Source organism: Lamprobacter modestohalophilus, from assembly GCF_016583905.1.
GTDB classification, from domain to species: Bacteria; Pseudomonadota; Gammaproteobacteria; order Chromatiales; family Chromatiaceae; genus Lamprobacter; species Lamprobacter modestohalophilus.
Genome location: NZ_NRRY01000001.1, coordinates 124,280 through 146,204 on the forward strand (window position 1 = coordinate 124,280; position 21,925 = coordinate 146,204).

General features: G+C 65.5%; 16 protein-coding genes. 6 read left to right on the plus strand and 10 right to left on the minus strand.

Translation table 11 applies throughout. The features are described from left to right. Positions 1–259: 259 nt before the first annotated feature. The 3 genes from CKO42_RS00465 (at position 260) to CKO42_RS00475 (ending at position 1,827) form a co-directional block, all read left to right on the plus strand. The gene (locus CKO42_RS00465) at positions 260–475 is read left to right on the plus strand and encodes a hypothetical protein (protein ID WP_200236502.1); all 216 of its coding nucleotides are present in this window, start codon (positions 260–262) and stop codon (positions 473–475) included. A 20-nt stretch (positions 476–495) separates the two neighbouring features. Then, positions 496–879 (plus strand): antitoxin Xre/MbcA/ParS toxin-binding domain-containing protein, encoded by a 384-nt coding sequence (locus CKO42_RS00470; RefSeq protein ID WP_242479020.1) that lies wholly within the window; start codon positions 496–498, stop codon positions 877–879. Between the two features lie 168 nt (positions 880–1,047). Further along, positions 1,048–1,827, plus strand: coding sequence for a Uma2 family endonuclease (locus CKO42_RS00475; protein WP_200236507.1), 780 nt, complete (start codon positions 1,048–1,050; stop codon positions 1,825–1,827). A gap of 31 nt (positions 1,828–1,858) precedes the next feature. Here the strand turns inward: CKO42_RS00475 and CKO42_RS00480 are convergent, their stop codons facing one another. The 4 genes from CKO42_RS00480 to CKO42_RS00495 all read right to left on the minus strand — a co-directional run bounded on the left by CKO42_RS00480 (position 1,859) and on the right by CKO42_RS00495 (position 6,447). Next, on the minus strand, positions 1,859–5,389 hold the full coding sequence (locus tag CKO42_RS00480) for a class I SAM-dependent DNA methyltransferase (protein WP_338034817.1): 3,531 nt from the start codon (positions 5,387–5,389) through the stop codon (positions 1,859–1,861). 32 nt (positions 5,390–5,421) lie between these two features. Beyond that, on the minus strand, positions 5,422–5,676 hold the full coding sequence (locus CKO42_RS00485) for a hypothetical protein (protein WP_200236511.1): 255 nt from the start codon (positions 5,674–5,676) through the stop codon (positions 5,422–5,424). Between the two features lie 119 nt (positions 5,677–5,795). Continuing rightward, entirely contained in the window at positions 5,796–6,212 is a 417-nt protein-coding gene (locus CKO42_RS00490; protein ID WP_200236515.1) for a type II toxin-antitoxin system VapC family toxin, read from the minus strand. Then, positions 6,193–6,447, minus strand: a complete 255-nt coding sequence (locus CKO42_RS00495; RefSeq protein ID WP_200236518.1) for a ribbon-helix-helix protein, CopG family — start codon at positions 6,445–6,447, stop codon at positions 6,193–6,195. Before CKO42_RS00495 ends, CKO42_RS00490 begins: the two co-directional genes overlap by 20 nt. Positions 6,448–6,777: 330 nt before the next feature. On the opposite strand from CKO42_RS00495, the gene CKO42_RS00500 reads away from it, so the two are divergent. After that, positions 6,778–7,590, plus strand: coding sequence for a Uma2 family endonuclease (locus CKO42_RS00500; protein ID WP_200236522.1), 813 nt, complete (start codon positions 6,778–6,780; stop codon positions 7,588–7,590). Between the two features lie 225 nt (positions 7,591–7,815). Here CKO42_RS00500 and CKO42_RS27035 read toward each other — a convergent pair whose 3' ends face one another. The 3 genes from CKO42_RS27035 to CKO42_RS00515 all read right to left on the minus strand — a co-directional run bounded on the left by CKO42_RS27035 (position 7,816) and on the right by CKO42_RS00515 (position 12,052). Next, positions 7,816–8,631: a transporter gene (locus CKO42_RS27035; protein ID WP_242479021.1), complete on the minus strand. Its 816-nt coding sequence runs from the start codon at positions 8,629–8,631 to the stop codon at positions 7,816–7,818. A gap of 92 nt (positions 8,632–8,723) precedes the next feature. Then, on the minus strand, positions 8,724–11,096 hold the full coding sequence (locus tag CKO42_RS00510; protein ID WP_242479022.1) for an alkyl/aryl-sulfatase: 2,373 nt from the start codon (positions 11,094–11,096) through the stop codon (positions 8,724–8,726). Between the two features lie 122 nt (positions 11,097–11,218). Then, positions 11,219–12,052 carry a hypothetical protein gene (locus CKO42_RS00515; RefSeq protein WP_338034818.1) on the minus strand — a complete coding sequence of 278 codons (834 nt, stop codon included), beginning with the start codon at positions 12,050–12,052 and terminating at the stop codon, positions 11,219–11,221. Between the two features lie 224 nt (positions 12,053–12,276). Between CKO42_RS00515 and CKO42_RS00520 the strand changes: the two genes are divergently transcribed. Then, entirely contained in the window at positions 12,277–14,109 is a 1,833-nt protein-coding gene (locus CKO42_RS00520) for a sensor histidine kinase (RefSeq protein ID WP_200236530.1), read from the plus strand. Further along, positions 14,106–14,726, plus strand: a complete 621-nt coding sequence (locus CKO42_RS00525; RefSeq protein ID WP_200236535.1) for a response regulator transcription factor — start codon at positions 14,106–14,108, stop codon at positions 14,724–14,726. Before CKO42_RS00520 ends, CKO42_RS00525 begins: the two co-directional genes overlap by 4 nt. A 20-nt stretch (positions 14,727–14,746) precedes the next feature. Here CKO42_RS00525 and CKO42_RS00530 read toward each other — a convergent pair whose 3' ends face one another. The 3 genes from CKO42_RS00530 to CKO42_RS00540 are packed head-to-tail and all read right to left on the minus strand — an operon-like array spanning position 14,747 to position 21,914. Further along, positions 14,747–15,367, minus strand: coding sequence for an SAM-dependent methyltransferase (locus CKO42_RS00530; protein WP_200236538.1), 621 nt, complete (start codon positions 15,365–15,367; stop codon positions 14,747–14,749). Then, positions 15,301–16,914: a glycosyltransferase family 87 protein gene (locus tag CKO42_RS00535; RefSeq protein ID WP_200236541.1), complete on the minus strand. Its 1,614-nt coding sequence runs from the start codon at positions 16,912–16,914 to the stop codon at positions 15,301–15,303. The genes CKO42_RS00530 and CKO42_RS00535 overlap by 67 nt, the downstream gene beginning before the upstream one ends. Beyond that, positions 16,911–21,914 carry an nSTAND1 domain-containing NTPase gene (locus CKO42_RS00540; RefSeq protein ID WP_200236545.1) on the minus strand — a complete coding sequence of 1,668 codons (5,004 nt, stop codon included), beginning with the start codon at positions 21,912–21,914 and terminating at the stop codon, positions 16,911–16,913. The genes CKO42_RS00535 and CKO42_RS00540 overlap by 4 nt, the downstream gene beginning before the upstream one ends. Positions 21,915–21,925 lie beyond the last annotated feature (11 nt).

Here is a 21,925-nt window from a genome sequence, read left to right on the forward strand (position 1 = left end):
CTTCATGCGCGTGGGTTCGATGTCGAACGCTGCCATCAGGCTTTCCTCACTGAGATTGCCGCGTCCAGGTCGGCAAGCGCTGCCCGATCGCGCGCACGTTTGGAGATCCGCATGGGCTCCATGCACGACACCGACTCACCCCGGTCGGGGGCGGTGCTGTTGGCCGCTAAGATGGCCGCTTTTTCGTCCGTCTTGGGGGCGATCATAAAAGCTTTTATATCATGGATATAGCTCAATTTATGCGGTTTTGGTTGGCAATATGGCCGTTATTTTGGCCGGTTTACTGACCGCTTTGCGTGCGCTCATGGTGCGGGACAAACTGGCTGAACGCCTGCTCGAACAGGGGACGATCAGTCGGGATCTGACAGTTAACGATCATCTTCCATCACAAGCGCAGGGTGATGGCCCTGCGCCCGATAAGCAACAGCATCCGCTTGAGTCTTGCTGCTTGCGGAATGTCGCAGATGCCGCATAATCTGCACAATGATTGGTGCATTGAGTGAGGCAACGACGGCTGTGGCAGTCGAAGACTTGACCTGTCTCTTCTCGGACCGAGGTCTCGTCGAGACCGATCGGCTTGCCGAGCAGTTGCATGTCACCAAAGTCGAGCTCGCACGGGCCACCGGGCTATCTCGCGATGCGCTCAGCAAACGTGCGCGGAGCAATTCGCCAAAGACGCAGCAGCGTCTCCGCGATACCGTCGACATCATCAATCGCGCGATCCCTTGGACAGGCTCCACTGCGCGCGCCTTTGCCTGGTTTCGCTCGCAACCGCTGCCATCCTTCGGTGACAAGACCGCCGAGGATCTGCTCAAGGAGGGGCGCGCCCAAGCGGTCAAGGATTATTTGTCGCGGATTGCTGATGGGGGCTATGCCTGAGCCGTTGCCGACACCCGACGACGGGTCGCGATGACGGCCCAATTCGATCACCTCGCCGACAGAGGCTCCTTCGCGCAATCTGGTGCTCGAGATGTCACGCACGCAAGCCCTAGAGCCATCTTTGCTCTATGATTCCGGGCATGAATCAACCCCCACCGGAGCTGAGCGATGAACCCCTTGTCTCACATCGATCCGGATGATCCCTATCCGGACAGCGACGGGCAGCCGATGGCCGATAACACCGAGCAGTATGAGTGGCTGGTCAAGATCAAGGAGAACCTGGAGATCCTGTTTGCCGATGACCCAAACGTCTTCATTGCCGGCGATCTGCTCTGGTACCCGGTGCCCGATCGGCGCGAGACTGGTCCGATCGCGCCGGATGTCTTTGTCGTCTTCGGCCGGCCCAAGGGGCGACGGGGCTCCTATCGGCAGTGGGAAGAGGACGGCATCGCGCCGCAGGTCGCCTTTGAGATCCTCTCCCCATCGAACAGCGTCAAGGAGATGGCCGACAAGCTGGACTTCTATGATCGCTACGGGGTCGAGGAATACTACGTCTACGACCCGGATCGGCACACACTCGGCATCTGGACCCGTCAAGGCGGCGATCGGTCTTCGTCCGTGCCAGAGGCTGCGGGCGAGGCCAAGTCGGCACCAGGCAGCCCGGATCACCGCCCAAGGCTCGTCCGCCAGTCGCATATCCACGGCTGGAGCAGCCCACTGCTAGGGGTGCGTTTCGCGATGACTCCCCAGACGCTCTTGCTGTTCTACCCCAATGGCCAGCCATTCTTGACCTCAGTGGAGCTGGCCCGGCGCGCCGCGGAGGCCGTTGAGCGGGCGGAGCAGGAGACTCAACGCGCCGATGCCGAGCATATCCGCGCCGAGCGTTTAGCAGAGCGCTTGCGCGAGCTTGGACTCGATCCCGATGATCTCGATGCGTCAAACCCGTGAGACCGACGCGATAGCGTCTGCCCGATCAGGGCTAGCGGGCTAAGTGGTAATCCTCGCCGTCGCGTTGCAATAGACCGAGGTCTTCGAGGGCGGCTAAGGTGTCGGCGATCCTGGGGCGGGTCTTCTTTGGCTCGGTGAATGCCGCCGTCAGCTCATCGAGGCTGCGCGCTTGGTTGCCGAGCGCGTCGCGCACGGCGGCAATTTGCGCGCGCATGCCAGCGCGTACCGGTGGGAATTTGCGCGCCTTGCCGGCTGTCGCGGCGCTGGTCTTTGGGGCTGGGCTGTCGAGGTCGGCGCTCTGCTGCTGGGCGGCGTTGGCGGTTGCGGTGTCGGTGGCTTGATAGGCGGGGCGCAGCCAGCGGATGACGCCCTTGGTCTCCTCGGCGGCGCGCTCGCTGTTCAGCGCGACCAGGCGGGTCAGCAGCGCCTCTTCGGCTTCGAGTTGGGCGGCGGGCTTGTCGGGCCAGGGGCTGGTGGCGCCGGGGCGACCGACGAGCGTCTCGGCCAGGTCTTGCCAGCCATAGGCGGCGAAGACGGCGGTGTCGAGTTGGTCGTGCAGCTCAGCGAGCAGGCTGACCAAGCCTTGGGTATTGATGGCGCGCTCCTTGTCGGTCAGCGCGGTTCCGCGGCGCTGGGCGTCGAGCACGTTGTAGAGGCCGGTCAGGGTCAGACTCGGGTGCTGGGCCTGCTGGCGCTTGCGGTGGGCGTCGATCTGCTCGGCGAGATTGCGGATCGTGGTGATTTGGCTGTCGCTAGCGTTGGCGCTGCCGCTGCCGCTGCCGGCCGGGAAGGGGAAGGTCTCGAAGCAGCGGGTTTTGACATAAACCGAATCATTGCCGACCCCAAGCCAACTGCCAGTCGCCATTGCCCAGCATGTGTGAACACGGCTACTCAAGACGCCAAGAAGAAAGGCGTCGTCGAGTGCGATGTTGATCAGCTTGTTGTCTGGAAGGATCGTTTCGTCGAGCCACAAAAAAATTCGGTGTCGCATCGTTTCGACGGTGGAAATATAGCGGGTCAACCCTTGCGAAAACTGACGCCACTCGGGTCGGGGGCGACCGTGTAGCCACCAGCTATCACGGATTGCCCTGTCACGGTTCTGATCCCGCTCCGGCTTCACTCGCTCCAGCAACCGCTGATAAATGGCCGGATACCGCTCCCGCACCTGCTCGACGCCGAGCCCAAACAGGTCGATGACCTTCACTCCACGCGGGTTCTGGGTCAGATCGCGGCCATTGCGATAGTCGCGGATCACAGCCTTAACGCCAGGCTCTTGACCCAAACCGAGCGCATCGGCCTCGTCCTTAGTGATAATGAATCCGGCGCCAAAGAGCATGACGCCTCGGCTTGTTAAATTTGAATTTGCTTGCAACGTGACTGCTCCCGCCACATCCGCACCAATCGCCAAATCCGCAAACAGCTTGCCCTCGCGCTCGCTCAGCGCCACCGCGCGCGCGTCCTCGTCACCCGAGCCCTCGGCGGTGACCTTGCACAGCAGCCCCGGTTGATCACCCGGCGCGCCCACCGTCATCGCAATGCGCACCGCCGCACCATCGCTGGCCTCGACCCAAGGATGATCGGGCACCGCAAACACCAGCGACAGCGGTGCCTTGGCATCGCTCAGATGCGGCTCCAGCACCCGGCGGTTGAAGGTCTGACGCAGGCTGTTGGTGGTGATGAAACCGAAGCGCCGCGACTGCCCCTGGCGGACCTTCTCGGCGGCGATCTGCCACCAGTACATGACGAAGTCGGCCGAGTCCGGCACCAGGCCGCTGTAGACGCCGCGCACCGCATCCACATAGCCGTCGCCGAGCGCGCGGCGCATGCTGGCGGCGCCGATGAACGGCGGATTGCCGACGATGAAATCCGCCTCCGGCCAGTCGGCGCGGCGCGGCTCCCGATAGCGATACACCGGCAGCCGCTGCGCCTCATCGGGGATCGGCTCGCCAGTGATTGGGCTCGGCTTGGTGCTGCGCCCATCCCAGACGCTGACCGGTTGGCCTTGCTCATCGAGCAGGGGCTCGCGCGCCTGGGCCTCGATCAGCGCGTCGCGACACTGGATGTTGTGAAAGTCGCGCAGCACCGGCTCGGGCGGGTTGACATGGCCATAGGTGCGGAAGTGCCATTGCAGATAGCCGATCCAGAGCACGATCTCGGCGATGCGGGCGGCGCGCGGGTTGACCTCCAGACCGAGGAATTGGTTGGGGCTGACGGTGAGCCCCTCGAGCTCAAAGCTGCTGGTCTTCTGCAGGCGGCCCAGCACATCGAGCACCTCGCCTTCCAGCCGCTTCATGTGCTCGAGCGCGACATAGAGAAAATTGGCGCTGCCGCAAGCCGGATCGAGCACCCGCGTCTGGCAGAGCTGGCCTTGGAACTGCTTGACCTCGGCGAGGGCGGCCTCGGGCTTGCCTTGGCGCTGGTAGTTCAGCGCGGCGGCCTGGACCTCCTCCCAGTCGGCGCGCAGCGGCTCGATCACGGTCGGCATCACCAGGCGCTCGACATAGGCGCGCGGGGTGTAATGGGCGCCGAGCTTATGGCGCTCGCGCGGGTCGAGGGCGCGCTCGAGCAGGGTGCCGAAGATGGCCGGCTCGACCTGGCGCCAGTCGGCGCGCGCGGCCTCGATGAGCTGGCCGATCTGCTCGGCGCTCAGCGGCAGCGGGTCGGCGCCCGCGAACAGGCCGCCGTTGAAGCGCAGCACCTGATGCATCAGCAGGCCGCAAAAACCGCCGCTGTGCATCGTCTGCCAGAGGCTGGCCATGGCGTTGGGGAATTGCTCGGGCTGTGCTTTCAGCCGGTGCAGCAGTGCGGAAAAGCTGCCCTCCGGCAGCAGCCCGACGTCCTCGGCGAACATGGTGAACAGGCAGCGCGAGAGGAAGCCGGCCACGCGCTCGGAGTCCTGCCCCGAGGCTTCAAGTGACTTGGCCAAGCCAGCGAGCGTGGTGGCGATCTGGCGGGTGACCCGACCGGCGTAGCGGCTGGGGTCGAGTCCGAGTGGCTCGAGCCAGAGCGCGCGCAGGCGCTCGCGGATGGGCAGGTCGCGCAGCTGCTCGAGCCCGATGCGATGGCTACGCGGGTCGGGGAAGGGCACATAGTGGCCGCCCGAGCAGCTGAATTCGGAGAACAGCACGATGCTGCGCCCGACATCGACGACGACGATGAAGGGCGGGCGGCCTTCCGTTGCCGGCAAGGCGCGGACATAGTTCTCGGCCTGTTTGTGGGCCTTGACGATGGCGGCGTCCCAGCGCTCGCTGCCGGTCTGCTTGCCAGTGTCCTTGCCCTCGAGCACGAAACAGCCGCGACGGTAGAGGTCGAGCGAGCGCGGGGTGGTGCTGCCGTCGGGGCGATGCTCGGTGACGCTGCGCTCGAAGACATAGGCGTTCTGGCTGTGATCGGCGCCGGCCGGCTCGGGCTGCGGTAGCTCGAGCAGGGTGCACAGCTCGGTCAGGAATAGTTGCAGGTTGGCGCGCTCATTGCCGCCGTGGCTCTTGCCGCCACCCCAACGGGTGATGAAGGCATTGACCTTGGATTCGATGTCGGAGGGTTCCGGGCTCAGGTCACTCACGATTGATCAGCCCTGAGACGAAGACGTTGGTATCAACGATGACGCGCACGCTGGCTGCGAACCTCGTCGACGAGTGCGGCGATTTCATCTTCACCAGGGGCGTCTGGCTCAGCGGGGATGCGGAGGCGTGCAACCAAATCGCACAACTGCTCGCGCGCCAAGGATTGATGCCTGGATTCAATGAGCAGCCCGCCCTTGATGCGCCGCACGCAGGGCTCGGCGCCAATCTCTTTAAGGTACTGCGGGGGGATCAACAATCCATTGCCTGCCAACTTTAGCTCAGTCATGGAAGGTACCGATGGCGATTTTCGATGCAGCCTAGTCTACACCGGGCTTTCGCGAGCGCGCTTGACAGCAAGGAGAGCCTGGGAATCTTGTTTGCCGCAGATTCGGAAGACCGGCTGATTCAGTTCAACGTCTGGAAGAGGTTGCGGAAACCGCGCCGATCCTGCATGCGATAGACGGTAAAGTCGGAATCGACGCTGGCAACCGTCGTGATCCGCCGCCGCTCGCAGAGGGCGACCAGGGACGCGTCGGCGAAATCGGCGGGTAGGTCGTGGTATTTCTCCATCAGGGCGCGAATCCGTGGCAGGTCGTTCGCGGTCTCGGTATCGAGCAGCAGCGCCGATTCCGCCCAGAAGAGAAAGTCCCGCTGTGCCTGGGCGGCGAAATCCAGCATGTAGACCACCTCGGTGATCACCGGGAGGTTGGTGATCAGCGGTCCGGGGTGCGCCTTGATAAAGGCCAGCGCCGCCTGATGGAAACGATCGGAGCCGTCGAAGAGCGCGATCAAGGGACCGCTATCAACGACGATGCTTTGCATTCAAACGCTCTCGAATCAAGGTCTTGCGGTGTTGACTGCGGCCCGAATCGCCACTGGCATAGCGGCCGAACAAGGACTCGCCGAGCTGATACGGTGTTGATGCTTCGGCTGAAGAACGGGCGAGCTTTTCACGAATCGCCTCGCGCACGAAGCTGGACTGGGTGAGGCCGGTGCGCTGCAGATGCTGGCGCAGTGCGACCTCGGTTTCCTGATCGAGCCGGAGTGACAGAGCCATCGCTGGGTCTCCCTGTAATACAAAGCTGTCTTACGCATGAGTTTAGGCCCATTGGGTGACCCTGCCAAGCAGGTCGCGGCTTTCAGCGGCCGACATGGGGGATTGCTGACGCCTTGCTCGGTCTAGGTCATCGACGCCTTTGGCCGTTTGCCGATAGATGCCGCGGGCTGGGCGTCGGCTCCTGAGTCACACGAGACTAAAGATCCACCTCAGACCGACCGCAGGACGTTGGTGATGTCACGCAGGCCCTCTGCGCCGCCTTTGCTCTATGATGCCGCTCATGAATCAACATGATGCAACTCATGAATCAACCCCCACCGGAGCCGAGCGATGAACCCCTTGTCTCACATCGATCCGGATGATCCCTATCCGGACAGCGACGGGCAGCCGATGGCCGATAACACCGAGCAGTATGAATGGCTGGTGAAGATCAAGGAGAATCTGGAGATCCTGTTTGCCGATGACCCGAACGTCTTCATCGCCGGCGACCTGCTCTGGTATCCAGTACCCGATCGGCGCGAGACCGGTCCGATCGCGCCCGATGTCTTCGTCGTCTTCGGCCGGCCCAAGGGGCGACGGGGCTCCTATCGGCAGTGGGAGGAGGACGGCATCGCGCCACAGGTCGCCTTCGAGATTCTCTCCCCATCGAACAGCGCCAAGGAGATGGCCGACAAGCTGAGATTCTATGATTGCTATGGGGTCGAGGAATACTACGTCTACGACCCGGATCGCCACACGCTCGGGATCTGGACCCGTCAAGGCGGCGATCGGTCTGCGTCCGTGCCAGAGGCTGCGGGCGAGGCCAAGTCGGTATCAGGCAGCCCGGATCACCGCTCAAGGCTCGTCCGCCAGTCGCATATTCACGGCTGGAGCAGCCCACTGCTAGGGGTGCGTTTCGCGATGACTCCCCAGACGCTCTTGCTGTTCTACCCCAATGGCCAGCCGTTCTTGACCTCAGTGGAGCTGGCCCGGCGCGCCGCGGAGGCCGTTGAGCGGGCGGAGCAGGAGACTCAACGTGCCGATCAGGAGGCGATGCGGGCTACGCAAGAAGCGATGCGGGCCGATGCAGCACAGACCCGCGCCGAGCTTTTAGCAGAGCGCTTGCGCGCGCTTGGACTCGATCCCGATGAGTCGAACCAGTGAAACTGATGAGAGGACATCTGCTCGATCAGCGTTAGCGGGCTAAGGGGTTATTCTCACATACGTCCGACATCACCCTGTGGCATAGGCTCCGCATTACCCTTTGGCGCAGGCTCGGCATCACCCCAATGCTAATTCGCTGGGTCTTGGTGGTCGATCCCGAGGGACGCGTGCCGCGATGGCCTGAGGGTGAGCACCGGTCCCTGGGCTGTCAGCGCGCCTGGCCCATCAGCGCGGCAGCAGGAGGGTGAAGGTGATGCGCCCGCCCCAACCCTCCGGTCCGCCGGCAGGACTCTCGGCCCAGTAATTCACGCCGCCGGCGATACTCACTGGCAGCTTGCCGACCCGAATGAGCTTGGAGACCACCGCCCGGACCGGTACCAGCCACTCGCCTTCCTCCCAGTCGTAGAAGCTCTCGCTTTGCAGGGTGTAGGTCCAGGCCGTCGGCGTCGTGTACGAGAGGAAGGGCTGGACGAAGGTCGTGTTGATGTCGGCGCGGTCGTCGTCGCCGGCAAAGGACCACAGGTGGTTCGTCAACGTGCCGAGGGTCCAGGGGCCCCGCTGCCGCAGCGCGACCGCGGTGGGACCGGCCGCCCACTGGTCGGCGGTCAGCAGGTCGTCACTGCCCGTCGGCAGCAGCAGGACCGGCCCCGCGCCCCAGATCCAGCCCCCCGCCGTCGGTGCGGCGGGTGAGAAGAACAGGCTCTGCAGGACGTCGCCGATGCCCGACTGGCTGCCGGCGCCGGGAAACAGATCGCGCTGGTCGATCAGCGGCACGATGGTGCGCGAGATCAGGTTCCAGTCGCTGTTCAGCGAAAACGGGATCACCGGTTGGAGATTGAGCTGCCACTGCTCGCCGTCGTCCACCGGACCGAGACCTTGGTTGTAGTTGAACTGAAAGGGAACGCTGATCAGCGCAGCGACCGGATTGGCGAGCTGCTTGGCCAGCGCTTCCTCTGTCTCATCCGCGCGGGCCTGTTGCTGGAAGAGCGTGCACCCTGCCAGCACGAACGCCATTGCGGCGGTCAGGTTTGTCTTTGACATGGAAGTGCGCTTCGCGTGATCGGAGGAGGCTGCGTGGGATGGCGGCGCGGACGCGACCCGGCATCGGATCGCGCCCTGGTTCAACCGGCCCGCTATTCCGCGATCATGTTGCCGACCGCCGCCTCGAAGGCGTCCTCGTCCACCAACGCCGAGTGGCCGTTGGTGCCCGGCATGATCTCGAAGCGCGGGTCGAATTCGACCATGGCCGCCGCGAGTGGCTCGAGGATGCTGACATCGCCCTCGACCTTGGCCGTGCCGTCCGCGATCTGGGCCTCGAGCGTCTTCTCGCCCATCATGACCTGTTCCAGATCCGCGCGGTCGATGGTGATGGTGAGATCGGGATTCGCCACCTGGAAGCCCTGGATATTGGTCAGCGTCTCGTTGTTCAGCTCGATGGCGAACTGCTCGTCGTTGTCCGGGGTAACCAGGTTGATGCCATACTGCATCCCGCGCGTCTTGCGGCCATCCATGCGAATCGCGAGGAAGTCGAGGAACTGGCCGGTGGTCATCACCCGGATCACGTCGGGACTGCCGGAGTCTGGAATCGGCGCGGTGGGAATGCCGTTGCGCAGCTCATAGGCCGCCGCGAGGAAGCTGTTGCGCAGGCCGGGATTCTCCTGCTGGTAGCCGAGCTGCTCGAAGACATCGGCCAACAGGTCTCGGGCCGCCCGGTTCTGGGGCTCGGCCTGCACCAGCTTGTTGAGGATCTCGGTGGCGTAGAGATAGGCCCCCTCGTCGCGGAGCTCTGTGCCACGGGCGAGGATCTTCTCCGCGCCGCCCATCATCTCGACATAGAGCGGGGCCGAATCGCTCGGGGAGAGCGGGATCAGATTGGTCGGGTTGCCGTCCCAGAAGCCGAGGAAGCGCTGGATCACGCCGCGCGCGTTGTTCTCGTGGGAGCCATGGTAGTCGCGGGTGTACCAGGTCTGTTGCAGTGTCTCGGGCACCTCGTAGACGTTGTGGATCTCGTTGATGGTGACGCCCTGGTTGGCGTGATGGAGCACCTGGTTGTTGAGGTGCGCGTAGGCATCGCGCTGCGCGCGCAACACCTCCTGGATGCGTTCGTTGCCCCAGCGCGGCCAGTGGTGCGAGGCGAACATGACGTCGGCTTCCTGGCCGAACAGATACAGGGCGCGGTTGATGTACTGCGACCAGTTCAGGGCATTGCGTACCGGCGCGCCGCGCAGGGTGTAGATGTTGTGCATGCCGTGATTGACGTTCTCGGCCATCCACAGCGCCTTCAGCTCGGGGATGTAGGTGTTCATCTCCACCGGCGCCTCGGTGTCGGGCGTCAGTTGGAAGAGCATCCGCACGCCGTCGACCATCACCTCCTCGATGGGCTGGGTGATCAGCTGGGTGGGGGCGATCAGGCCGACGGAGCCGCCCGAGACGCCATGGCCGAGGCCCTGGGTCACATAGCCGTAGGGGCTGCGCGGCAGCAGCAGGCCGTATTGGTAGAAGAGCCGCCGGTTCATCGCATTGCCGGCGAACACGTTCTCCGACACCAGGTGGTCCATGAAGCCGTCGGGCGCGATGATCTGCACCCGTCCCGAGGCCACGTCCTCGTCGTTGATCAGGCCGCGTACCCCGCCCCAGTGGTCGGCGTGGTTGTGCGAGTAGATGACGGCGGTGATGGGCAGCCCCTCGCCAACATGCTCCTGGAGCAGCTCCCACGACGCCCGCGCGGTTTCAGCGCTGACCAGCACGTCGTAGGCGATCCAGCCGGTCTTGCCGCGGATGAAGGTCATCTGGGCCAGATCGATACCGCGCACCTGGTAGATGCCCGGCGTGACCTCGTAGAGCCCGTAGTTCTGGTTGAGCTTGGCGATGCGGTGCAAGGACGGGTGCACGCTATCGAACTGATCCTGCTCGTCGATGAAGTTGAAGGCATCCATGTCCCAGGCGACATGGCCGGCATCGGCCATGATCTGGCGCTGCTCCATCGGCGCGATGAAGCCCTTCTTGTTCTCGTCGAGGTCGCGCGTGTCGTCGAACGGCAGATGCTCGCTCGACCGCCGCAGCACTTCCTTAGTGAACTCCGACGGCGGCTTGCCCTTGGGGTCGAAGTGGCCGGGATGGATCGGTGTGGTCTCTTCAGGCGCCACCGCGGCAGGTTCCGCGGCCTCGCCCGCGGCTGCCTGGGCCACCACCAGACTGGCCGGCAGCAGGTAGGGCACGCCGGCCCACAGACGGACCGCGGAGTCGAGATTCACCGATGCCGGGTCGTCCCAGACATAGCCGAAGCGCTCTTCGAACCAAGCGCGGTTGGCGAAGAGGATCTGGGCCATACAGTCGGCCGGCGAGACATCGACACCCGTGCGCTGGATATCGGTGCACAGGCTAGAAAGGTTCTCACCGCGCTGCAGGGTGAAGGTCTGCGCCGGCGCGGCGCCGGGGGCGGTTTCGGCAGCGGCCGCAAGGCCGGTTGCGCAGGCGGCGGTCAGGATTACCGCCATGATGGTCATTGGAATCTTCATGCAATGCTCCTCGTGAGTGAATGGACAAGCGCAGTCGCTGCGGAAAATCCCGCAACCCACAAAGCACGCGCTGCGGGAGCGCCGGCCGTTGGATCGTGACGACGCGGGCGTCAGAAGCGAATCGTGAGGCCGAGCAGGGGGCCGCTGAAGTCGGTCTCGACGTCGAGCCCTTCGAGCGCATGCTCAATCGAGAACCAGCGCCAGCCGCCCTGGACTGACCAGCGCGCGTTGAACTGATAGCCGAGCATCGCCACGACCTGCCAGGTCTGGTCGGAGTCGCCGCCGAAACCGCCCAGGTCCGCCAAGGCGGTCGCGAACCCGTTGCTACCGATGGCGACGCGGGCGCGGCCACCGATGACGGGGTCGACCCAGGTTCCGCTCACCCCGAGACGCTGACCCGGCAGCGCGCCGGGGGACAGGGATAGGTCGACCGCGAGGTCGGTGACGCGAAAGCCGGCCAGTGCGTCGACGGCGAACCGCTCGGTCTCGCTGACCCGGTAGCCGACGTAACCGCTCAGGGCCTTCGCCGTCGTCTCGACCCGGCCGCGCGCGAACAACGGGCCGAGCGGGTTGGCGCGGCCTTGGGACAGCTTGGCGTAGAACAGGTCTGCGATCAGCCCCCAGCGGCCGTTGCGTGCCTCGAAGGCCCCCATGAAGGCGAGATCGAGATCCGAGAGCACATCGGAGGTGCTCAGGTCCAGGTCGACAGGGCCCCACTGGGTCCCGACGGAGGTTTCGATTCCGGGCGCCCACAGATAGGGGGAGACTGCAAAGCGCCAGCCGGCGTCCTGCGCTGCAGCGGGTGCAGCAAGCAACAGCGTCATCCCGAGGCTGCTTGCCCGCAGGCCCAGCCAGAGGGTAGGCTCGGAGGCGGCCCGGGTCGGACGCGGATCGGGTGCGGCAATCCGCTGTCCCATGCGCTGCGCGGACTCAGGACTTCTCACGATCAGGACAGCCTGTCCGATTTGACCGGTTGCCAGGGTGCGCTTGTGGGGGTGTGGCGACCATGACGAATCCTCGCGTTTCAATCGTAAGCAGCCGGGTGAGGCCGATGGACCGTTGGAACAGTGCGTTCCAGTGCGTGCACCTAGCCTACGCAAGCCGCCAGCCCGGCAACATTGCACCTTAGTAAAATGCCGCGACCGGCGCTCAGGCATGCGGACAGGGGATGAGCTGGATAACAACGCTCTATGCCACGATGGCGGCCTTGTCGGCCACGCTCGGCGGGGTCTATCTGGCCGCCTGGCTGATGCAGCGGGAAGACGGGTCGTACCTGCTGTTCGTGGCGCTTGCGGCGAGTGTCATCGGCGTCGCGGGCATCGAGCTCTGGATGCTGCGCGCGCCAACCCCGGAGGTCTATGGTCTCGCGCTGCGTTGGTTACACGTCCCGATCTGGTCCGGCATTTCTGTGTTCGTGATCCTGGCCTACCTGCGTCTGCGCCCACGCTTCCCATTGATCGGCTGGCTCGCGCTGGGCCTGCGGACGGCCGCGCTGGTGCCGAACTTCGTCTCTGGCGCGAATCTCAACTACCTCGCATTGACCGATCTCGACCAGATCACCCTGCTCGGCGAGCCGGTCGTGGTGGTGACCGGCGTCCCCAATCCCTGGATGTTGATGGGTCAGGCGAGCAACGCGCTGTTGTTCCTGTTCATCCTCGACGGCAGCATCAGTGTCTGGCGGCGGGGAGAGGGTGCGCGGGCGATTGCGCTGGCGCTCGGCCTGCTGGCTTCGGTCACGCTCAGCGCGACCCATGCGGTCCTCACGTTCTGGGGCTTTACTCAGGTGCCCGTGATGTTCACGCCGCTGCTGCTCTTCGTCGCCGCCGCCATGGGCTTCGAGCTCAGCTTCGGCCTGCTTCGAGCCGCGCGGGCGGAGCGCGACGTCGAGGTCAAGGAGGCTGCCTTGAGCCTGAGCGAGCAGCGCCTGAGCCTTGCGGCCGAGGCGGCCGATGCGGGGTTTTGGAGCCTCGACGGGCAATCGGGAGCGGTTTGGGCGACGGCCAAGACACGCGAGCTCTTCGGGCTGCCTGCAGCCGGGGACCTGCGGCTGGGGGCGTTCCTGGACCGGGTGCACGGGGAGGATCGGACGCGGCTGGAACAGCTGATCGCGACGACGCTGCGCCCCAACGAACGGTACCGAGCCGAGTTCCGGGTCGCCGACCCCGACGGTCGGGTGCGCTGGCTCGCCGGCCTGGGTCGCGGTGTCGGCGAGCCCGAGGGTCCGAAGACCTTGATGGGCGTGTGCGTCGATATCACGGAACGCAGGGCGATGCTAGACAAGATCCACCGACAGCGAGCACGGCTCGAACAGGTGTCCAAGCTTGAGACCCTGGCCGAGCTGTCGGCCTCCCTGGCCCACGAGTTGAACCAGCCGCTGGCCATGATCCTCACCAATGCCGAAGCGGCCCAGGCCCTGCTGGCCCAGGAGCGGCCCGATCTTACCGAGGTGCGGGAGATCCTGGCCGATATCGTCAGCGCCGACCGGCGTGCAGCCGACGTGATTCAGCACCTGCGTGCGCTGGTCCATCGCGGTGTGCCACAGCGGGAAACGCTGTTGCTCGAGGATGCGATTCACCGGGTCCTCGGTTTGCTGGCCAACGAGATCGACGACCGCGGGGTGAGCCTGGCGCTCAGGTTGGCGTCGGACCTGCCTTCGGTGCAGGCGGACCGAATCCTGATCGAGCAGGTCCTGCTCAATCTCCTCGACAACGCCTGCGACGCGGTGGCCGACAATCCAACGGGCGAGCGTCGGGTCTCGATCGTCACCCGCAGGCAGGCGGACCGGGTCCTGCTCGAGGTGACGGACAACGGCGGCGGATTGTCTGATCCGCAACGCGTCTTCGATCCCTTCTATTCCACCAAGCCTGGGGGGCTCGGCATGGGCATGGCCATCGTACGCTCCATCGTCAGCAGCCATCGCGGGCAGGTCTCGTTGGAGTCGGCGACCGGCCAAGGGACCAGCGTCCAGGTGTCTTTGCCGCGAGACGGGGGGACATCATGACGGCCGAGCCTGTCGTCTACCTGCTCGACGACGAGCCGGATATGCTGAAGGCCTTGGCACGGCTGCTCCACGCACAGGGATTCCAGGCTCAGTGCTTCAGCAGCGCGCGGGAGTTTCTTGCGCACGAGCGACCGGACGGTCCCGCCTGCCTGGTGCTGGACGTGGCGATGCCCGAGATCGATGGTCTGCAGGTCCAGGAGCGGCTGCGCGAACGTGGGGCGGAGCTTCCCATCGTCTTCCTCACTGGTCATGGCGACATTCCCATGAGCGTGTGCGCGTTAAAGGCCGGCGCTGAGGACTTCTTGACCAAGCCAGTGAATGCGGCGGACCTGCTGCGGGCGGTCAAGGGTGCGCTGCAACGCGCCTCGGATCAGCAGGTCGAGCGCAAGGAGATGGCGGCCCTGCGCGAGCGGCTCGCGTCGCTGACGCCGCGAGAGCGGGACGTGCTCGGCCATGTCATCGCCGGCAAGCTGAACAAGCAGATCGCGGCGGATCTCGGCACCGGCGAGCAGAACATCAAGGTCCACCGCGGGCGCTTGATGCGCAAGATGGGGGTGAGGTCGCTCGCCGAGCTGGTTCGGCTGGCCGAGCGTCTGGGCATACCGCCCTCTGGTTGAGGCCTGAGCCATGGGTCGTCTCACCCGGGACCCTTTGGCTCGGCGGCGACGGGCAGGCGAGCAACCAGATCGATCAGCGCGGCCTGCCCAGCATGGCCGCTGCCTTCCTGCAGCTCGCGCTCGTATTCCTCGAGCTGCAGGATCTCCATCTCGGCGAAGGCCTCGCGCAGCAGTTCTGGCGTGTACAGCAGCTCGGCACAGGGCGGGCCGCCGGTGCCGTAGGCGAGCTGGGCCGGCGTGAAGCCGTGTAACAGCAGCAAGCCCCCAGGTGCGAGGGTCTGCTGCATGCCGGCAAAGATGGCGGCCCGAAGTGCGGGGTCGGCGAACTGGATGAAGATGGCCACGACCAGGTCATAGGCATCCGGCTCCCACTGCCAGTGCGCGAGGTCGGTGTAGCGAAAATCGACCTCGACTCGACGCTCCGCAGCTAGCCGTTGCGCCTTGGCCAAGGCCACTCGGGAGCTGTCTAGCGCCCTGACCTCGAGCCCCTGTTCAGCGAGGTAGACGGCATTACGCCCCTCGCCCTCGGCAACCACGAGCGCGCGCTGCCCCGGCCGCAGCCGATCGCGCTGCGCTACCAGGAATTGGCTCGGCTCGGTGCCGTAGAGGTAGTCGTCCCGGTCGAAGCGTTGGTCCCACATACTGCGTTGTCCTCATGTTCAGTGTCGATGGACGGTTGCTGGTTGGGTCTCGGCAGACAGCCGAGGCCGCTGCGCTGCCAAAGCTGCTCTGCGAGCAGCAGCCAGAGTGCGATGACGGCGACGGTCATCAGCGTCATCAGCGGCAGCGAGCTGACCCGGATCTCGCGCGGGATCAGGTCGTCGAGGGTGAGAGCCAGCACGGCGAGCACTAGGCCGGCGGCAAAACGGCTGCTCGGCGCAAGACCAGGCGCGAGAACCCGATCGCGCAGCACCACCAAGGCAGCCGGCAGCAAGAGCACCAGGTGATGGGTCCAGCTGGCTGGTGAGATCAAGAACACTGCGATGCTGATCAGCGAGAGTTCAATGTCATGGTCGATTGCGCCACGCGGCTGAGCCCAGTGCGAGTTGTGCCTCGATGCGCCTGTTTGGATTGACCTGGGGGCCGCTCCGGCCGCGACCCTTGGCGGAGCCGGTTGCGGAGCCGGTTGCGGAGCCGAGTGTCGAGGCTCAAGCCTAGATGCCAGGCGGCGCCGCATCGAGCGCCAGAGCACTGCGCCCGTGGCGCCAATGACGATCAGGATTGCGCTGCCGGTGAGGCGGGCGGCCAGGGCCGGATCATCAGCGATGATGCTGCTGAACTTGTTCGGCACCAGAAAACGGGCGATGGCGCCGGCCAGGCTGCGGTTCCAGGGGGCGGCGATCGAGCTATGGCCGGGTGGTAGCTGGGTCAGGCTGGTGGTGGCAACGATGTCTTGCCACCAGGAGACCCAGCTGCCACTCGGGGCGATCCAAAGGCTGAGGCCAATGAGCAAGCTGCCGGCGAGCAGCCCGCCGATGACCAGTCTCAGGCGCGGCAGTGGCCCAGCGCCGAGGCCGAGCAGCACATAGTGTGGCTTGGCGAGACAGCCGAGCGCCAGCCAGGCGCCTGCGCCCGCACCCTCGCGGTCGCTCCGTAGTGCGCGCCAATAGCCCCAGATCAGCAGCAGGAGCAAGAGGTTGACCTGGCCGAATTGCAGGTTCAGATAGAGCCCGCCGAAGCCGGCGATATAGAGCGGTCCCCAGAAGCGCAGCTTGCCGCTTTGATCGTCGCGCGCCAGGTCACCGACGATGACGACCATGACCACGATCGTCAGCATTAGGTTCAACGCGAGCATCACCTTGCCCAATTGCTCGAGGCTGAGGCCGCTGATTGGGTAGAGCAGGGGCAGGGCCGTGGGCGGATAGGTGAAGGGTAATACATCGCCAGGGCGGCGCGGATAGGGGTCTTCGCCGTCGACGAAGACACGCTCAGCGGCGGTGGCATAGACGGCGATGTCGGTATCGCGCAGCTCGACCTGCGTCGCCATCAGCCCAAGCACGAGGATGGCCAGACTGAGCCCAAGCCAGAACCCGTGCCAAGATCCAGGCGCAGAACCAGGCATGAACCCAGGCCCAGACTCACGCATGGACCCAGAGGCGGACCCGCGCCCGGAGCCAGGTGCGAACCGGAGCCAGAGCTCGGGCTTGGGCCTGAGCGCACGCGGACGGTTGTGCATGCGTCGCTTCATTCAATCAGCTCGAGCGTGCTGAAATCGGGCTCGACGACCTTGTTGTCGCGCCGGAATCGATAGGCCTCTTGAACCAAGGCGAGATTCGCGCGATCCGCTCCCCAGGCCTCGTGCTCGCTACCGATGGTTTGGCCGTCTTCGGCCCAGAGTCGCCAGAGGATCGCTGCATTCTCCCAATAGGCGCCAGCGACATAATGTCCATCCGGACTGAATGCGGCATTGGCGACGCCACCCGCGCCGCCCTCGAGTGGTAGAAAGGTGCTGAGTGTCTGGGGTTGCTGACGGCGCCCCGTCGGACGTTTCCAAATCCGGATACTGCCATCGCGGGAACCGGTGAGTATCCATTGACCATCGGGGCTGAATTCGGCGCGATAGATGCGGTCTTGATGGCCGCTGAGGATGCCGATCGCGTCCCCTTGCGGGCTCCAGACACGGGCGGTCTTGTCCATCGATGCGGTGACGAGCTGCTGGCCATCCGGAGCAAAGGCGATGCTATAGATGCGGCCGCTATGCCCCTCGAGCGACTGGACTCGACCGCAGCTGGGGGCGAGCTTGGTGCCGGCCTGGGCCTCGGGGTTTGGCTCGGTGTTTGGCTCGGTGTCTGGCTTGGCGGTCGTGAGCGCCGCAAGGTCGAGCTTGATGAGGGCAGCGCGGTCGGACTCGCCAGCGATGGCGATGCTGCTGCCATCAGGGCTCAGCGCGATGTCGCCGATCTCGCCGACGCCGGCATCAGCCTGGCAAAGAGGCCGCCACTGATCGGAATTCGAACGCTGTGCAAGACGCACGATGCCGTCTTCGTCACCGGTGGCGATCAGCGTGCCGGTTGGGATCTGCAACAGGGCGGCGGCCTCGATCGGTGCTGTGCCATGCGGCGAGCCGTTGCCGGTTTGCAATGGCTCGCAGGTCTCGCTGGAGAAGGCACGCAGCGGCGCGACGGGATCATCGGAGGTGGTCAGCACCCAGCTGGCATCGGGGCTGAACAAGGCGTTGTAGACGATGCCCTGCTCGGATGTGGTGACCTGCAGTTTGCAGTCGAGGCGCTTCTTGACCAGATCGGCAATGCGTGCGGTGCCGTCGTTATGAGCGGAGGCGAGCCGGTCTCCCGCCGCCGAGAACTGAACCTGGCGTGCCGGGCGCCTGGGCTCCTGATCGAGAAACACGGCCCAGGGCTCGGGTCCACTGCTGGAGTCATCGCGACCATAACGCCAGACGCGCACACCGCCATCAAAGCCGGCCGTGGCGAGCAGCAGTGTGTCGGTGCCGTGGGCGATGGCGGGCGGCGCCGTCGCCGTGGCGACGGACCAGACATGGTCTGGATGCTGCAGCCGGTAGGCGACCTGAGAGACGGGTGTCACGCGCCAGAGGCGAGCCGTCTCGTCGCGGGCGGAGAAGGTTGCGACGCGCTCGCCTTGGGCATGGAAGCCAGCGGCGATGATCGCTGCGTCATGGCCGAGGACAGCGATGGACTTGCCGGTCTGCAAACCGGTCAGCTTGGCCGTGCCATCGAGCGAGGCGCTGAGCACCAGGCTTTCGTTGAGCTGGTCTGACGCGGAGGCTGGCGGGGCGACGATGCGCAGGGTTCCAGCGCTCAAGCGATGGCTATTCAAGACCACGGCCTGATCAAAGACCTGCGTCGTATCGGGCGCTGCAGTGGCCGCGTCACTGAGCGTCCAGCGCACGATTTGTCCCTCGTCGTCTGCGGCGACCAAAAAGGCCCCAGACGGGTCGAAGGCGAGATCTCGCACCGCGCTTCGGTGCATGCTGAATGTGCGCCCGCCGATCCGTGCCGAGGACAGCTCGGTGATGGGCTCGCCATTGCTGCGGTAGAGTCGAATCCGCTCATCGGCAGCGGCAATGGCGATGCGCTCGCCGGTTGCATCGAACAGGGCGCGGTCGAACGGCCGGCCGATCGGGCCATCGGCTGGCAGCGAGAGCCTGATCGCGCCGGACTCGAGGTCGATCAGTCGGGAGCGGCCGATGCTGGCGGCGGTGAGGACGGACTGGCCATCGGGTGAGAAGCTGAGGCTGCGAATCGGGCCATCCTCGAGCGCCTTGTCGAGGATGATGCGGCCAGGTCGGATGAGATCGAGCACACAGAGGCCCTGCTGGCCTTCGCCATCATCTTGGCTGAGGGCGAGGCGTTGACGGCTGTCATCGAGCGCGAAGCTGAGCCCCGGCGGGGTGCCGCAGGCATAGTCCGGTTCGGTGCCAGCGCTGGCTGGGAGGCGCCAAACCCCCTCACTGCCGATGCCAAAGGCCTGCGTTTCGGGGCCGAAGACCAGCGTATGCAAGCCGAGTTCAGCATCGGCCAGCGCTTGCGTTGGGACAAAACGTCCTTGCTGAAGCTCGAGCAGGGTGACCGACCCGTCGGGCAGGAAGGCGGCGAGGTGCGAGCCTTGATCGCTAAACGCCGGGCTGCGCGGCTGGTCTGGGATCGGGTTCGGGGCAGCGGCCATGGCGATCATGCGGTTGCTGCTGAAGGCCACGCCGAGGGTCTGCACGGCACGTTCCGGCAGGTCGGCTCCGGCAGCCAGGGCCAGGTCAACGGCCTGGAGCGTATTGCCGCGAGTGATCGAGAGATTGGCTTCGTTGAGCTTGCTGCGGCTGAGGTTGGCTTGGGCGTCGGCGTAAGCGCGGTAGGCGAGACCGGCGGAGATCGCCGAGAGCAGCATCAGCGCGGCGAGTACGACACCCACCGCACGCACCAGTTGGCTGCGTCGGCGCAGGAAGGCGAGATGCGCCTGGGACTGAGCGATGAACTCGCGCTCGAGCGGCTCCAGCTCATCGGCGTAAGTCTCGCGTAGGGCCTCGGCCTCGGCCGAGCCGAGGTCGCGCAGCAGATACTCGCTGTTGCAATTGGTGCGTTTCCAGAGCTGCGCCTGGCGGTCGAGCTGAAAGCGTCGGGCGAGCAATTGCCGATTGGCGGGTACGGTCAGCCAGTCGCGCACGGGCTCCCAGAGCCTGAGCAAGACCGGATGGCTGAAGGAGACGATGGCTCGATACTGGCGCCAGTCCTGCCGCTCAGTGTCGGCGTTTGTCTGACCGTCGGCATGCATATGGCCGTCGGTGCCTGTGTCACCCTCGGCATGCTGTAGCGACTGTTGGCCCTGGTGTGCATCCGGCTCGGGGCTTGCCTGGCCGGGGCGCAGCCGCCGCAGCCGCTGGCGCCAGTCTGCTCGGGTCTGGCGCCAGATGGCGGCGAGCTCAGAGCGGAGCCGATAGTCGGGCGGTTCGCAGCGGCTATCTAGGGTTGGGTCGCGCAGCCCCTCGGCGATGACCAGTCGCGACTCGATCAGCTGTTGCAGCAGGCGCTCGCAGGCCGGGTCTTGGCGCAGCAGCTCGAGGCTGCCGAAGCGGTTGGTGGGGCGACCGCTGGCGCCGCCTTCGAGACTGATGAGCGCCCGGCAGAGCTTCGGCATGGCGCTGCGTGTCTCGGGGTCAAGCTCGGCCCAGACCGCTGCCGCGCGGGTGAGCACATGGCCGTTGATGCCGCCAGAGGCGAGGTAGTCGGCGCTGGAGAGTTGCAAGCCAGCGTCGTTGGTAGCGGCTTGTCGCTGTACGGCGCGTTGATAGCTGGAATCCAACACCGGCTGGATGAGCGGTGGCCAGAGGCGGAGACGGTTGGCGTCGGCCTCGATGTGCTCGACCAGCTCGCGCTCGCCGAGCTCATGGGCGTCGATCTCAATGCCGGCGATGCGTGCCGGGATCTCGATCACTTGACGGATGCGTGCGGCTGATGGCGGTCCGATCTCGGTCCAGCCTTGACGTTGGATTAGCGGGTGCAGGGCCGTCAGGTGCTCGAGGGCGGGTAGTGCGTCGCTGCGCAGGATGGCGACCACCCAGATGGCGGTGGCGCTGGCCAGTGCGTGCAACGCGGTGGCGAAGGTCTGCAGCGCCTCCTGCGTTGCGCGCTCGAGGGCGATGTCGAGCGGATCGAGCAGGAGCAACAGCCGCGTGCCACCGCTGGTGGTCAGCTCCGGCGAGCTGGCCTTGAGGGCGCTGCTGATCTGCTGTGCCGCCAACGCCGGGTCGCTGATGAGCAGGCGATGGAGCTCGGCGCTGCCGAGGCCGAAGTTGGCGAGCGGCTCGGCGAGTGCGGGCTGGGCGCAGAGCGCTTCGGCGATCGCGGCGGTGGGGCCTGCTTCAGCCGCGCTGGGGTCGACGAGGCAAGTGCGCACGGCGGCGATCTCGTCGAACTGGAACGGGCGCGTCAGCCTGGGCAGCACACCCGCGCGGAGCAGCGAGGTCTTGCCGCTGCCGCTCGGGCCGGCCACCAACAGTAGGCTGGTCTCCTCGGCCGCGAGCTGTTCGAGGCGCTGGAGCAGCTCTCGGACCTCTTGCTCACGGCCGGTGAAGATGCGCGCGTCGCTGCTCTCGAACGGCCGATCGGGCCGGAACGGGCTGCCTTGCCAACGCAGATCGCCGGTGGTGGCGCGGCGCTCGGCGCTGATACGTCGGTTGAGCAGTTTGCGCAGCTGGGTCGAGACCAGCTCGCGGAACGCCGTGGCATTGTCGAAGGTGCGGAAGGCGCGGCGGAAGCTGTTGTCGTCGAAAAAGAAATGCGCGCGAAAAAACGCTTCCAACCGGCGCCGGTCTTCGACCGCTTCGCGGGCGAGTGCGGCGTCGGTGATGTCGACCAGCTTCGGCGTGGTTTTTTTGTAGACCAGCACCTCGGGGATGCCGGTCTTGGCCGAGGCCTCGACCGCATTGACGAACTCCCACTCGGTGCCGGTCATGCCGCGATAGGGCTCTTGCGGCAGCGGCGAGCCGAGTCGGGTCCAGAGGATGACTAGGACGATGTCGCAATCCTCAGGCTGGGTCAGGCCGGCCTGGAAGGTGCGATCCGCTGTCAGCGCCTCCTCTTCCCAGAGGACGGTGCGTAGCTCGAAGTACGGCAGATACTCGCTCGCCAGCTGCTCAACGATGTCTTTGACCGCGGCGCGCTCGTGATCGACGTCGGCCGGTGATGAGACAAAGATTCTGACGGACTTGTCGGTCATGTGCTCGCTTC

What these genes read in the sequence shown, in the direction of transcription:
- CKO42_RS00465 (WP_200236502.1), top strand. Translation starts at nt 260, where the DNA reads ATGGCCGTTATTTTGGCCGGTTTACTGACCGCTTTGCGTGCGCTCATG.
- CKO42_RS00475 (WP_200236507.1), top strand. Translation starts at nt 1,048, where the DNA reads ATGAACCCCTTGTCTCACATCGATCCGGATGATCCCTATCCGGACAGC.
- CKO42_RS00485 (WP_200236511.1), bottom strand. Translation starts at nt 5,676, where the DNA reads ATGACTGAGCTAAAGTTGGCAGGCAATGGATTGTTGATCCCCCCGCAG.
- CKO42_RS00490 (WP_200236515.1), bottom strand. Translation starts at nt 6,212, where the DNA reads ATGCAAAGCATCGTCGTTGATAGCGGTCCCTTGATCGCGCTCTTCGAC.
- CKO42_RS00495 (WP_200236518.1), bottom strand. Translation starts at nt 6,447, where the DNA reads ATGGCTCTGTCACTCCGGCTCGATCAGGAAACCGAGGTCGCACTGCGC.
- CKO42_RS00500 (WP_200236522.1), top strand. Translation starts at nt 6,778, where the DNA reads ATGAACCCCTTGTCTCACATCGATCCGGATGATCCCTATCCGGACAGC.
- CKO42_RS27035 (WP_242479021.1), bottom strand. Translation starts at nt 8,631, where the DNA reads ATGTCAAAGACAAACCTGACCGCCGCAATGGCGTTCGTGCTGGCAGGG.
- CKO42_RS00510 (WP_242479022.1), bottom strand. Translation starts at nt 11,096, where the DNA reads ATGACCATCATGGCGGTAATCCTGACCGCCGCCTGCGCAACCGGCCTT.
- CKO42_RS00520 (WP_200236530.1), top strand. Translation starts at nt 12,277, where the DNA reads ATGAGCTGGATAACAACGCTCTATGCCACGATGGCGGCCTTGTCGGCC.
- CKO42_RS00525 (WP_200236535.1), top strand. Translation starts at nt 14,106, where the DNA reads ATGACGGCCGAGCCTGTCGTCTACCTGCTCGACGACGAGCCGGATATG.
- CKO42_RS00530 (WP_200236538.1), bottom strand. Translation starts at nt 15,367, where the DNA reads ATGTGGGACCAACGCTTCGACCGGGACGACTACCTCTACGGCACCGAG.
- CKO42_RS00535 (WP_200236541.1), bottom strand. Translation starts at nt 16,914, where the DNA reads ATGAAGCGACGCATGCACAACCGTCCGCGTGCGCTCAGGCCCAAGCCC.
- CKO42_RS00540 (WP_200236545.1), bottom strand. Translation starts at nt 21,914, where the DNA reads ATGACCGACAAGTCCGTCAGAATCTTTGTCTCATCACCGGCCGACGTC.